Source organism: Paracoccus sp. MKU1, assembly GCF_001447385.1.
Taxonomy (GTDB): Bacteria; Pseudomonadota; Alphaproteobacteria; order Rhodobacterales; family Rhodobacteraceae; genus Paracoccus.
Map to the genome: position 1 here is coordinate 21604 of NZ_LLWQ01000173.1, position 12315 is coordinate 33918.

The 12315-nt window shown below is 66.6% G+C and carries 12 protein-coding genes and 1 pseudogene; 7 read left to right on the forward strand and 6 right to left on the reverse strand.

The features are described from left to right. Positions 1-66 precede the first annotated feature (66 nt). From AQY21_RS30200 to iolD, 6 genes and pseudogenes are all read right to left on the reverse strand, one after another. Positions 67-246 (reverse strand): annotated as a pseudogene (locus tag AQY21_RS30200) (hypothetical protein); the annotation flags it as partial. A gap of 51 nt (positions 247-297) precedes the next feature. Beyond that, positions 298-1431, reverse strand: a complete 1134-nt coding sequence (locus tag AQY21_RS13655) for a Gfo/Idh/MocA family protein (protein ID WP_058098189.1) — start codon at positions 1429-1431, stop codon at positions 298-300. A gap of 17 nt (positions 1432-1448) precedes the next feature. Next, the gene (locus AQY21_RS13660; RefSeq protein ID WP_058098190.1) at positions 1449-2507 is read right to left on the reverse strand and encodes a sugar phosphate isomerase/epimerase; all 1059 of its coding nucleotides are present in this window, start codon (positions 2505-2507) and stop codon (positions 1449-1451) included. A 2-nt stretch (positions 2508-2509) separates the two neighbouring features. After that, the gene (locus AQY21_RS13665) at positions 2510-3322 is read right to left on the reverse strand and encodes an SDR family oxidoreductase (protein WP_058098191.1); all 813 of its coding nucleotides are present in this window, start codon (positions 3320-3322) and stop codon (positions 2510-2512) included. After that, on the reverse strand, positions 3319-4212 hold the full coding sequence (iolE, locus tag AQY21_RS13670; protein WP_058098192.1) for a myo-inosose-2 dehydratase: 894 nt from the start codon (positions 4210-4212) through the stop codon (positions 3319-3321). The genes AQY21_RS13665 and iolE overlap by 4 nt, the downstream gene beginning before the upstream one ends. Beyond that, positions 4213-6084, reverse strand: coding sequence for a 3D-(3,5/4)-trihydroxycyclohexane-1,2-dione acylhydrolase (decyclizing) (gene iolD, locus AQY21_RS13675; protein WP_058098193.1), 1872 nt, complete (start codon positions 6082-6084; stop codon positions 4213-4215). Between the two features lie 104 nt (positions 6085-6188). Here iolD and iolG point away from each other — a divergent pair, with 104 nt between their 5' ends. From iolG to AQY21_RS13705, 7 genes are all read left to right on the forward strand, one after another. Next, positions 6189-7196: an inositol 2-dehydrogenase gene (gene iolG, locus AQY21_RS13680; protein ID WP_058098194.1), complete on the forward strand. Its 1008-nt coding sequence runs from the start codon at positions 6189-6191 to the stop codon at positions 7194-7196. 3 nt (positions 7197-7199) lie between these two features. Then, positions 7200-8630, forward strand: a complete 1431-nt coding sequence (locus AQY21_RS13685) for an NAD-dependent succinate-semialdehyde dehydrogenase (RefSeq protein WP_058098195.1) — start codon at positions 7200-7202, stop codon at positions 8628-8630. A 14-nt stretch (positions 8631-8644) separates the two neighbouring features. After that, entirely contained in the window at positions 8645-9451 is an 807-nt protein-coding gene (locus AQY21_RS13690; protein WP_058098196.1) for an HpcH/HpaI aldolase/citrate lyase family protein, read from the forward strand. Further along, positions 9451-10419, forward strand: a complete 969-nt coding sequence (locus tag AQY21_RS13695) for a hydroxyacid dehydrogenase (protein ID WP_058098197.1) — start codon at positions 9451-9453, stop codon at positions 10417-10419. Before AQY21_RS13690 ends, AQY21_RS13695 begins: the two co-directional genes overlap by 1 nt. Next, a complete protein-coding gene (locus AQY21_RS28695) occupies positions 10412-10624 on the forward strand; it encodes a hypothetical protein (RefSeq protein WP_152988229.1) in 213 nt (70 codons plus the stop codon). The genes AQY21_RS13695 and AQY21_RS28695 overlap by 8 nt, the downstream gene beginning before the upstream one ends. A 31-nt stretch (positions 10625-10655) precedes the next feature. Next, positions 10656-11780: a Gfo/Idh/MocA family protein gene (locus AQY21_RS13700; RefSeq protein ID WP_058098199.1), complete on the forward strand. Its 1125-nt coding sequence runs from the start codon at positions 10656-10658 to the stop codon at positions 11778-11780. 108 nt (positions 11781-11888) lie between these two features. Continuing rightward, positions 11889-12315 (forward strand): biotin carboxylase N-terminal domain-containing protein (locus AQY21_RS13705; RefSeq protein WP_304438422.1); only part of this gene is annotated, 427 nt, incomplete at its 3' end.

A 12315-nucleotide genomic window follows, 5' to 3' on the forward strand; every position in this document is an offset into this window, starting at 1 on the left:
CGGTTTAAGCCTCCGCCTGTCGGGATGGAGAACTGCCGGATCAGCGTGGCGGTGGTCCTGTCATCGACCAAGCCGAGCTCGGCGATCACGGCGGAGCGCAGCGCCAGCCCCGCCGAAGGCGATGTTCGTCGGAGACCCGCCGATATACTTCGCAAACGACCCCATATCCTCCAGCCGGCCGCCAACCTGCTGGCCATAGAGATCGGCCGACGAACGGCCGATCATGATAACGTCTAGCGTCTTCATATCCCTCCCCTCCCCGGCAGGATGCGCGACCCCAAGCCGGGGCCGCGACAGTCAGACCGCCACCGGCGTCAGCCAGGGCTGGCCCTCGGCCTCGTGGCTGTCCACGACCGCCTCGACGAAGGCCACGCCTTTCAGCCCGTCATAGGCCAGCGGCAGGTTCTGTCCCAGCAGGCTGGGCTCGCGTCCCTCTTGCCGGGCACGGATCGCCTCGGCAAAACCGGCATAGAGATTGGCAAAGGCTTCCAGATAGCCCTCGGGATGGCCGGGGGGCGTGCGGATGCGCAACTTGGCGTCCTCGGACAGATCATCGGCGCCGCGCTTGATGATCTGCACCCGGCCGTCCAGCGGGGTAAAGACCAGTTCGTTCGGCTGCTCCTGGAACCATTGCAGCGAGCCCTTTTCGCCGAACACCCGCAGCCGCACGCCGTTGGAATTGCCGATGGCCACCTGCGAGGACCACAAGAGGCCCCGCGCCCCGCCCTGATAGCGCATCATCACATGGGCGTTGTCGTCCAGCGCCCGCCCGCCGACGAAGGTGGCCAGGTCGGCGGTCAGGCTTTCCAGCGTCAAGCCGGTGACGAAGCCCGCCAGGTGATAGGCATGGGTGCCGATATCGCCGATGGAGCCGCCGCGGCCGTTCTTCTTGGGATCGGTGCGCCAGGCGGCCTGGGCATTGCCCGACTGCTCGATGGCGGTCGCCATCCATTCCAACGGATATTCGACCTGCACGGTGCGGATCGCGCCCAACTCGCCACGGGCGACGCGGACGCGGGCCTCGTGCACCATCGGATAGCCGGAATAGGTATAGGTCACGCCGACGAAGCGGCCACTTTCCCGCGCCAGTTTTTCTAGCGCCACGGCATCCTCCAGCGTCGCGGTCAGGGGCTTTTCGCAGATCACGTCGAAGCCTGCCTCGATCAGCGCCTTGGCGATCGGATAATGGGTGAAGTTCGGCGTGCAGATCGCCACCGCGTCCACCCGGTCCTCCCGCGCCGTCTCGCCCGCGATCAGTTCCTCATAGGTGCCATAGCTGCGGGCGGGGTCGAGCCCTTGCGAGATCGCGAAGGCGCGGCCACGCTCGGGATCGACGTCGAAGGCCCCGGCCACCAACTGCCATTGCCCGTCCAGCCGCGAGGCGAGGCGATGGATATTGCCGATATAGGCGCCCTGTCCGCCGCCCACCATTCCAAGACGCAACATGGTCATTCCTCCAGTCCGAGCATCGCCCGGTTGGCGCTGCGATTGGCGCCGGATTTCACGAAATCGTCGAAGGCGCGGTCCGACACCCGGATGATGTGGTCCGCAATGAATTGCGCGCCTTCGCGGGCGCCGTCCTCGGGGTTCTTGACGAAGCACTCCCATTCCAGCACCGCCCAGCCGTCGAAGCCATGGGTGGTCAGCTTGGTGAAGATCGCCCCGAAATCGACCTGCCCGTCGCCGGGCGAACGGAAGCGGCCGGCGCGCTTGCTCCATGGCTGATAGCCGCCATAGGCGCCGGACTTGCCGTCCGGGCGGAACTCGGCGTCCTTGACGTGGAAGGTCTTGATGCGCTCGTGGTAGTGGTCGATGAAGGCCAGGTAATCCAGCGCCTGCAACACGAAATGGCTGGGGTCATACATCAGGTTGGCGCGGGGATGGTTCCCGATCTTCTCCAGGAAATATTCCCAGCTATGGCCGTCATGCAGATCCTCGCAGGGGTGGATCTCATAGCAGACATCCACGCCATGCGCGTCGAAATCATCGAGGATCGGCGTCCAACGCCTTGCAAGTTCACCGAAACCTTCCTCGACCAACCCCTCGGGCCATTGCGGGTAGGGGTAAAGGTAGGGCCACAGCAGCGCGCCCGAGAAGGTCACGTGCCGGTCGATTCCCAGCCGCTGCGAGGCGCGGGCGGCGAAACGCAGCTGCTCCTCGGCCCAGGCGCGGCGCCCAGTCGGGTTGCCGCGCACAGGCTCGGGCGCAAAGCTGTCCATGATGACGTCATGCGCCGGATGCACCGCCACCAGTTGCCCGGTGATATGCGAGGCGAACTCGGTGATCTGGAGCCCGTTGTCGGCCAGCATCCCCTTGATCTCGTCGCAATAGGCATCGCTTTCGGCGGCCTGTTTCATGTCGATCAGGCGCGTGTCCCAGGTCGGGATCTGGACGCCCTTGAAGCCCTTCTCCGCCGCCCATTTGGCTAGGCTGGGCAGCGAGTTATAGGGCACCTCATCGGCTGCGAACTGGGCCAGGAAGACGCCCGGTCCCTTGATGGTCTGCATCGTCATGCCTCCAGTTTTACCGCCGGGACCGGCGCGTCGTCATAGCCGCCATGGACGGACTGGTCGAAGGGGATCACCGCCCCGGTCATCATGCCGCTGTCGTCGGACGCCATCCACAGGACGGCGCGCGCGACCTCGGCCGGGTCGAGGATGCGGCCGAAAGGTTTCTGCGCCGCCGCGCGGTCGATGAAATCGGGATCGCCGGTTTCCGACAGCACCAGCGCGCGTTCGTGGTCCGAGTTCATCCAGCCGATGTCCAGCTGGTTGACATGGATGCGGTGCCGCATCAGCGCAAAGCCGGCATGGCGGGTCAGCGTCGCCAAGGCCCCCTTGGAGCCCGCATAGGGCGCAAGGAAGGGCTGCCCGACAAGCGCGGACATCGAGCCGATATTGACGATCCGACCCTCGATGCCTTCGCGGGTCATCACCTTGGCCGCGTCCTGCATCAGGAAGAACGGCGCGCGGGCATTGACCGCGAACATGCGGTCGAAGAGTTCCGGCGTGGTGTTCAGCAGATTGCCGCGGTCGGTCAGGCCGGCGGCGTTGACCAGGATGTCCACGCGGCCGAAACGCTTGTCGGCGGCGGGGATGATGGCCTGCACGTCCTCGATCCTGCCCAGGTCGGCGGCGACCATCTCGACCGGAACGCCGGTCGCCTGCGCGATCTCGGCGGCGACCTTTCGGCCCTTATCGAGGCCACGGCCGACGATCACGATGCCCGCCGCGCCTGCCTCTGCGAACAGCCGCGCGATGGCCGCGCCAAGCCCCTGCGTGCCGCCGGTGACGACGGCGATCTTTCCATCGATGCGGTTCATTTCACCACCTCATAGCCAGCCGCCGCCATCACGCGCAGCAGTTCCTTGTGCCCCTTTTTCGCCATCTCCAGCGGCGGGTTCGCCACCGGGTCCTGCTCGGCCTCGACCACGAACCAGCCCTCGTAGCCCTTGGCCGCCAATGCCTTGACGATGGCCTCGAAATCCAGCGAGCCATCGCCCGGCACGGTGAACGCGCCCTTGATCACCGCATCGAGGAAGCTTTCGCGTGTCCGGTCCAGCCCATCCACGACCGCGCGGCGGATCTCCTTGGTATGGACATGGCTGATGCGGGCATGGTGGTTCTCGATCACCCGCATCACATCGCCGCCGGCAAAGGCCATGTGGCCCGCATCGTAGAGCAGCGGCACCGAAGAATGCTTCATGAACAGGTCAAGCTCCTCCTCGGTCTCGACCGCCGCCGCCATGTGGTGGTGATACGAGATCGGCATCCCCTGCCCCGCGCACCAATCCGCGAAATCGCTGATCTTGCGGCCATAGGCGGCCATCTCGACCTCGGTCAGCTTCGGCTTGGTGGCCAGCGGCGCGGAACGCACGCCCTGGATGGAGCGCGCGGTCTCGCCGTAGACAATGCAGGGCGCACCGGCGGCGATGAAGAATTCCATCTGCTGCGCGATGCGGTCCTTTTCCGCCTCGATATCGCCGTCCAGCAGCAGGCCCGAGAACCAGCCGCCGCAGACCGAGATCCCGAAACGGTCGAGGATCGGCCCCAGTTCGGCCATGTCCATCGGAAAGCGCCGGCCGGTTTCCATGCCGATGAAGCCGGCCTCTGACGCCTGCCGCAGGCATTCCTCTAGGCTGACGTCATCGGACAGTTCCGCCAGGTCGTCGTTCCACCACGCAATGGGCGCGATGCCAAGCTTTGCTTTCATTTACACACCCAGGCGCTGCGCTTCGCGGATCTTTTCCTGCGCCGCACGGGCGGCGCGGACGGTTTCGAAATTCGAGATCTCGGGCACGCCGACATCCCAATCCGCATCCCCCGGCACCCATTTCCAGGCATCCGAGACGATCGAGATCACCGTCACCCCGTCATGGGCCAGCGCATCCGTCATCGCGCCTTCCAGATCGGCCAGGCTTTCGGCCCTGACGGCGCGGGCGCCCATCGCCTCGGCATGTTTCACGAAATCGACATGCAGCGGGTTGTCGCGGTTCTGGATCCGGCAATCGGCGAGCAGGTTGTTGAAACCGGGCACACCCTTCGCCTGCTGAAGCCGGTTGATGACCGCGAAGCCGCCGTTGTCGCAGACCACCACGACCATCTTGTGCCCGGTCAGCGCCGCCGAATAGATGTCCGAATTCATCATCATGTAGGTACCGTCGCCCAGCATGACGATGGGCGTGCCGCCGGTCGCACCCGGCCCCTCCTGCGCCATGGCGCAGCCCCAGCCGGCGGCGATCTCGTAGCCCATGCAGGAAAAGCCGAATTCGCAATCGAAGGTGTTCGGGTTCTTGACCCGCCAGCCCTTCGTCACCTCGCCCGGCGTGCCGCCCGCCGCCGCAATCAGCGTGTCGTTAGGGCCAGCCACGCGATTCAGCACGCCGACAACCTGCGCATAGGACGGCACCAGCTCATTGGTCGGCGCCTGATGCTCGTCCAGCAGCTTGTTCCATTCGGCGAACAGGGTCTTGGCGCGTTTCATCAGCCCGGCATCGGCCGCGTAATCGCCAAGCGCCGCGTCCAGCTCGCCGATGGTTTCCAGCGCATCGCCGACCACGGCCAGCGAACGGTGCTTGATGGCATCGAAGCGTGCCGCGTTGACCGAGATGAACCGTCCATCCTCGGCGAAGGCCGTCCAGGAACCGGTGGTGAAATCCTGCAACCGGGTGCCGATGGCCAGGATCACGTCGGCCTCTTTCGCCAGCGCATTGGCCGAGGTCGAGCCGACGATGCCGATCGGCCCCGCATGGACCGGATGGTCATGCGTCAGTGCGCCCTTGCCGGCGATGGTCTCGACCACCGGGATGCCGCGCTTGGCAGCAAAATCGGCCAAGGCGTACTCGGCCAGCGAATAGCGCACGCCGCCGCCCGAGATGATCAGCGGCTTTCTGGCCGTTTTCAGCAGTTCCGCAGCCGCCTGCACGGCATCGCGGTCGGGACGCGGGCGCGGAATCGACCAGACGCGCGGCTCGAAGAAGACCTCGGGATAGTCATAGGCCAATTCCTGCGTGTCCTGTGCCAGCCCGATGAAGGCCGGGCCGCAATCGGCGGGGTCCAGCATGGTCGCCACCGCCTGCGGCAGCGACTGGATCAGCTGCTCGGGCAGCGTGATCCGGTCCCAGTAGCGCACGACCGATTTGAAGGCATCGTTCGCGGTGATGGTCGGGTCGCCGAAATGCTCGACTTGCTGCAACACCGGGTCGGGCAGGCGATTCGCGAAGGTGTCGCCCGCGATCAGCAGCACCGGCAGCCGGTTCGCCATGGCGACGCCCGCCGCCGTCACCATGTTCAGCGCCCCCGGCCCGATCGAGGTTGCAGCCACCATCACCTGGCGGCGACGCTTGGCCTTGGCGAAGCCGATGGCGGCCAGCGCCATGGACTGTTCGTTCTGGCCGCGCCAGGTCGGCAGTTGGTCCTGCACCTGCTCCAGGGCCTCGGACAGGCAGGTCACGTTGCCATGGCCGAAGATGCCGAAGACGCCCGCGAACAGCGGAACACGCGCGCCCTCGATCTCGGTGAACTGGTTGCAAAGGTAACGAACAAGGGCCTGGGCCATGGTCAGGCGCACGGTCTTGCGTGGCATCTCGCCTCCTCCTGCGGATGGTGTTTTCCGAACGATACGGAATGATGATTGACAATGCAATAGTTCTGCAATGATTATTGCGAAACGAATTTCGGGAGGAACCCATGACAGGAATCGCCGTCCTCGGCACCGGCCGCATCGGCCGTATGCATGCCGAAAACATCGCCGCCCATCCGCGCGCCCGGCTGGCAGGCGTCTATGACATCCATGCCCCCGCAGCCGCCGAAGTCGCAGCCCAGCTGGGCGTGCCGCAATTCGATTCGGTCGAAGCGGCGCTGGCCTCGGCCGAGGTGGATGCGGTGCTGATCGCCAGTTCGACCGCCACCCATGCCGATCTGATCGAGCAGTCGGTCGCGGCGGGCAAGGCCATCCTGTGCGAGAAGCCCATCGACCTGTCGCTGGACCGGGTGAACGCCTGCGCAACGAAAATTGCCGGCACCGGCCTGCCGATCATGCTGGGCTTCGTGCGCCGCTTCGACAGCGGCCACGCCGGCGTGCGGCAGGCCATCGAATCGGGCCGGATCGGCGAGTTGCACCAGGTCACCATCACCTCGCGCGATCCGGGCATGGCACCCGATGCCTATATCGAGGCCTCGGGCGGCATCTTCCGCGACATGACCATCCATGATTTCGACATGGCCCGCTTCATCCTGGGCGAGGAGGTGACCGAGGTCACCGCCACCGGCTCGCGCCTGGTCGACCCAGCCCTGATGCAGCGCTGCGACGATTACGACACCGTCACCGTTGTCCTGAAGACCGAATCGGGCAAGCAGGCGATCATCACCAACTCGCGCCGTGCCGTTTATGGCTACGACCAGCGCGTCGAGGCCTTCGGCAGCGCCGGCATGGCGATCTCGGAAAACCGGACGCTGGATCATGTGCGGCTCTATGGCGCGGAATTCACCGACCGGGCCGCGCCGCTGAAGAACTTCTTCATCGACCGCTATGCCGATGCCTTCGCGGCCGAGATCAGCGCCTTCGTCGATGCCATCGAGCAAGGCAAACCGGTGCCGGTCGGGTTCGAGGACGGCAGGCAGGCGCTGCTGCTGGCCGAGGCCGCGATCCTTTCCGCCGCCGAAGGCCGCACGGTCAAGACTTCGGAGATCGGATAAGCCATGTATTCGCAATTCGGATTGTTCATCGACGGTCGCTGGACCCCCGGCACCGTCAGCGGAGAAGTCATTTCTCCGGTTACCGAAAAGCCGCTGGGCCGGGTGGCCCTTGCCACGGCCGAGGACACGCAGGCGGCACTGGATGCCGCTGCACGCGCCCTGCCCAAGCTGCGCGAGATGGGTGGTTTCGCCCGCGCCGACGCGCTGCACAAGGCCGCGGACGAGATGATCCGCCGTGCCGACGAGGCCGCGCGGATGATCTCGGCCGAGACCGGCAAGCCCATCGCGCAGGCGGGCCGGGAATGGGCCCTTGCCTGCGACCAGTTCCGCTGGTTCGCCGAGGAGGCGCGCCGCATCTATGGCCGCATCGTCGACAGCCGCGTCCCCGGCGGCCGTTTCGAGGTGACGCGCGAACCCGTCGGCATCGTCGGCGCCTTCACCGCCTGGAACTTCCCCGCCGCCCTGCCCGCCCGCAAGCTGGCCCCGGCGCTGGCCGCCGGCTGCCCGGTGGTGCTGCGCCCGTCCTCGCAGACGCCGGGCGTGGCGATGGTGATGGTCGATTGCCTGCGCGCGGCCGGACTGCCCGACGGCGCGGTGAATCTGGTCGTCGGTTCGACCGGCGCAACCTATGCGCCGATCATGGCGGACAGCCGGGTGCGCAAGGTCAGCCTGACCGGCTCGACTCGCGTCGGCCAGCAGATGATCCGTGATGCCGCCGATACGGTGAAGAAGGTTTCGATGGAGCTTGGCGGCAACGCGCCGCTGATCATCCATGACGACGCCGATCTGGAAGCCGCGCTGGACCTGACCGTGCCGACCAAGTTCGCCAATTGCGGGCAGGTCTGCGTGACCCCGGACCGGATCTTCGTCCATGACAGCCTGCATGACGCCTTCGTGGACGGCTTCGTTTCTCGCACGGCGCAGATCAAGCTGGGCGATGGGCTGGACCCCGACACCAGCATGGGGCCGCTGATCAACGGCAGCAGGCTGGCAGAAATCGAATCCATCGTCACCGACGCGCTGCGGGGCGGCGCAACGCTGGCCCATGGTGGCAAGCGCCCCGCGCATCTGAACAGCGGCTTCTTCTTCGAGCCGACCGTGCTGACCGATGTCACCGACGACATGAAGGTCTTTGCCGAGGAGAACTTCGGTCCCATCGCCGCCATCACCCGCTTCTCGACCGAGGACGAGGTGATCGGCCGCGCCAACGCGTCGGACATGGGCCTGTCTGCCTATGCCTTCACCCGCTCGCCCGACCGGGCGCGGCGCATGGCGGCGGGGCTGAAGGCCGGCATGGTCGGCATCAACAGCTTCGCGCTGGCCGCATCCGAGGCGCCCTTCGGCGGCACCAACCATTCCGGCATGGGCCGCGAGGGCGGCATCGAGGGGATCGAGGATTACCTCGACACCAAGCTCGCGCAGATCGTGTTCTGAGGGGAGGAAACGCGATGTTCACCAACAAGCTGAAACAACACTGGGCCGAGGGCCGCCCCGCCATCAACGGCTGGTTGTCCATCGGCAACCCGCTGACCGCCGAGATCATGGCGGCGCAGGGCTATGACAGCATCACCATCGACGCCCAGCACGGCGCGCTGGACTACAGCGCCGTGCTGCCGATGTTGCAAGCCATGCGGGCATCCGGCGTGACGCCGATGGTCCGCGTGCCCTGGCGCGAGCCGGGCGCGATCATGAAGGCGCTGGACGCCGGCGCACAGGGCATCATCTGCCCGATGGTCAATTCGGCCGGGGAGGCGGCGGAATTCGTCAGCTACATGCGCTATCCGCCGCACGGCCAGCGCAGCTTCGGCCCGACCCGCGCCACCTTCGCCTATGGCGGCTATGGCGTGGCGGCGAACGATCAGGTGCTCGCGCTGGCAATGGTCGAGACCCAGCAGGGCATGGACAACCTGGACGCCATTGCAGCGACGCCCGGCCTCGACGGCATCTATGTCGGCCCGGCGGACCTGACGCTGGGCACGCAGGAAGGCCGCCTGCCCCCCGCCTTCGACCGCGAAGAGCCCGAGATGATCGCGCTGCTGCACCGTATCAAGGACGCCTGCAAGGCGAACGGCATCCGCGCCTGCCTGCATTGCGGCACGCCGGAATATGCGGCGAAGGCCATCGGCTGGGGGTTCGACCTGACCACGGTCGGCGGCGACACCCGCCTGCTGGCCGGCGCAGCCGCCGTCTCGGTCGCGACCTGGCGCGACCTGACCGGCTCCGCCCCCGCCTCCACCACGAAAGGAGCCTATTGATGCCGCATCTTCTTGTTGCCGGAAAGCTGCATCCCGCCGGAGAGGCGCTGCTGCGCGAACTCCCCGCCCGCGGCATCACCGTGGATTATGTCGAGGAAATCTCGGAACCCTCCTACGCGCCGCTGATCCAAAAGGCCGATGCGCTGGTGATCCGCACCCAGCCGCTGTCCGCCGCCACCGTGGCGCTGGCCGAAAGGCTGAAGGTCGTCTCGCGCCACGGCGTCGGCTACGATGCCGTCGATCTCGCCGCGCTGAACACCCGCGGCATTGCCCTGACCATCGTCGGCGACGTGAATTCGATCTCGGTCGCCGAGCATGCGATGATGCAGTTGCTGGCCGGGGCCAAGCGCGTGCTGCTGGCCGACCGCGCGGTGCGCGAGCCCGGCCTATGGGGCTGGCGCAACCGGCTGGAACAGCAGGAAATCTCGGGCAAGAACCTGCTGATCATCGGCTATGGCCGCACCGGGCAGCGCCTTGCCCGCATGGCCGCCGGGTTCGAGATGACGGTCCGCGCCCATGACCCCTATCTCTCGCGCAAGGGCTGGCCCGAAGGTTCGGTGGCAGAGATCACCGATCTGGACGAGGGGCTGGCCTGGGCCGATTGCATCTCGATCCATGTGCCCAGGGCCGACAAGCCGGTGCTGGGGGCAAGGGAGATCGCCCTGATGAAGCCGGGCGTCGTCCTTGCCAATACGGCGCGCGGTGGCGTGGTGGACGAGGCGGCGCTGGCCGAAGCGCTGGCCTCGGGCCAGGTCGGTTCTGCCGGGATCGATGTCTTCGACGAAGAGCCGCCCGGCAGTTCGCCCCTGTTCGAACAGCCGACCGCGGTGCTGTCGCCCCATATCGCCGGGCTGACCGCCGAATGCGGCGAACGCATGGCCATCGCATCCATCCGGAACGCGCTCGACTATCTGGACGGCACGGTTGATCCCGGTCTCATCGTCAATCCGACTTTCGCCCATGCTTGAGAACCTGCGCCGCCGGCTCGCGGAACTCGGCGACAGCGTCGGACAGGCGACGGATCTGCGTTACGGCAGTGCCGCATTCATATCGGACCTGCCGCAGCGCCTGGAGCAGGATCTTCCAGCACCGCCGCACAATGGCCCACCACCGCACAGCCGTGCCGAAACCCTATCAATCGGTCGTCTCGTCCGCCATCTGGATGGCGGCTGAGTGCAACGTCATTTCAAACCGGATCCTGTCCATGTCTGACAAACCCGTCCTGCGTATCGGCCTGATCGGCACCGGCTTCATGGGCAAGGCCCATGTCTTCGGCTTCGCCAGCGCGCAGAAAGTCTTCGACCTGCCCTATCGGCTGGAACTGCATACGGTCGCCGACGTCACCGAGGACGCCGCCGCCCGTGCCGCCGCCGATTTCGGCTTCGCCCATGCCACCGCCGACTGGCGCAGCATGGTCGAGAACCCTGAGATCGACGTGATCGACATCACCGCCCCGAATGCGCTGCACAAGGACATGGCCTTGGCTGCCATTTCCGCCGGCAAGCATGTCTATTGCGAAAAGCCGCTGGCACCGCTGGCCTCGGACGCACGCCAGATGGCGGATGCGGCGGCGGCCAAGGGCGTCAAGACCCAGGTCGGCTTCAACTATCTCTGCAACCCGATGCTGCGGCTTGCGCGCGAGATGATCGCAGCGGGCGAGCTGGGCGAGATCCGCGGCTATCGCGGACTGCATGCCGAGGATTACATGGCCGATGCCGACGGCCCCTGGACCTTCCGCCACGATCCGGCGGGTGGCGGCGCACTGGCCGATATCGGCAGCCATGCGCTGGCCACGGCGGAATTCCTGCTCGGCCCGATCGCCGAGGTGATGGGCGATTGCATCACGATGATCGGCCAGCGCCCCGACGGCCAGGGCGGCATGCGTGCCGTGACCGTGGACGATGTCGGCCGCGCCTTCCTGCGCTTCGCGAATGGCGCGCAAGGCTCCATCGAGGGCAACTGGATCGCCACCGGCCGCAAGATGCAGCATGATTTCGAGGTCTATGGCACCAAGGGCACGCTGGCCTTCAGCCAGGAACGCTTCAACGAGCTGCATTTCTACTCGACCGCCGACGCGCCCGGCCGGCGCGGCTTCCGCCGCATCGAGGCCAGCCCCGACCACCCGCCCTATGGCCGCTTCTGCGTCGCCCCCGGCCATCAGATCGGCTTCAACGACCTGAAGGCCATCGAGATCGAGGGTTATCTGCGCGCCATTGCCGGCGAGATCCCCGAGCCTTTCGGCTTCGCGGCCGGTCTGCGTATCCAGCGGCTGGTCGAGACGATCCAGCGCTCCTCCGCCGTGCGGCAGTGGATGGCCGTCACGGCCTGAGAATCCGCTGCCGCCTCCCTCCCGCGGCATCGGCTGGGGGCCTTCTCGCCCCTTCCCCGGGGTGCCCGGTTGTTCGCCGGCCCCCCCCCCCTTTCGAAAGGGCTCTGCATGTTCCGAAAGATTCTTATTGCGAACCGTGGTGAGATTGCGATCCGTGTGATGCGGGCAGCGAACGAGCTGGGCAAGAAGACGGTCGCGGTCTATGCCGAGGAAGACAAGCTGAGCCTGCACCGCTTCAAGGCGGACGAGGCCTACCGCATCGGCGGCGGCCTCGGGCCGGTGGCGGCCTATCTGTCCATCCCCGAGATCATCCGCGTCGCGAAGGAATCCGGCGCCGATGCCATCCATCCGGGCTACGGGCTCTTGAGCGAGAACCCCGATTTCGTCGATGCCTGCACCGCCGCCGGCATCGCCTTCATCGGGCCGAGCGCCGACACCATGCGGGCGCTCGGCGACAAGGCCTCGGCGCGGCGCGTCGCCATCGAGGCCGGCGTGCCGGTGATCCCGGCCACCGAGGTGCTGGGCGAGGACATGG

What these genes read in the sequence shown, in the direction of transcription:
- AQY21_RS13655 (WP_058098189.1), bottom strand. Translation starts at nt 1,431, where the DNA reads ATGGTGGGCGGCGGACAGGGCGCCTATATCGGCAATATCCATCGCCTC.
- AQY21_RS13660 (WP_058098190.1), bottom strand. Translation starts at nt 2,507, where the DNA reads ATGCAGACCATCAAGGGACCGGGCGTCTTCCTGGCCCAGTTCGCAGCC.
- AQY21_RS13665 (WP_058098191.1), bottom strand. Translation starts at nt 3,322, where the DNA reads ATGAACCGCATCGATGGAAAGATCGCCGTCGTCACCGGCGGCACGCAG.
- iolE (WP_058098192.1), bottom strand. Translation starts at nt 4,212, where the DNA reads ATGAAAGCAAAGCTTGGCATCGCGCCCATTGCGTGGTGGAACGACGAC.
- iolD (WP_058098193.1), bottom strand. Translation starts at nt 6,084, where the DNA reads ATGCCACGCAAGACCGTGCGCCTGACCATGGCCCAGGCCCTTGTTCGT.
- iolG (WP_058098194.1), top strand. Translation starts at nt 6,189, where the DNA reads ATGACAGGAATCGCCGTCCTCGGCACCGGCCGCATCGGCCGTATGCAT.
- AQY21_RS13685 (WP_058098195.1), top strand. Translation starts at nt 7,200, where the DNA reads ATGTATTCGCAATTCGGATTGTTCATCGACGGTCGCTGGACCCCCGGC.
- AQY21_RS13690 (WP_058098196.1), top strand. Translation starts at nt 8,645, where the DNA reads ATGTTCACCAACAAGCTGAAACAACACTGGGCCGAGGGCCGCCCCGCC.
- AQY21_RS13695 (WP_058098197.1), top strand. Translation starts at nt 9,451, where the DNA reads ATGCCGCATCTTCTTGTTGCCGGAAAGCTGCATCCCGCCGGAGAGGCG.
- AQY21_RS28695 (WP_152988229.1), top strand. Translation starts at nt 10,412, where the DNA reads ATGCTTGAGAACCTGCGCCGCCGGCTCGCGGAACTCGGCGACAGCGTC.
- AQY21_RS13700 (WP_058098199.1), top strand. Translation starts at nt 10,656, where the DNA reads ATGTCTGACAAACCCGTCCTGCGTATCGGCCTGATCGGCACCGGCTTC.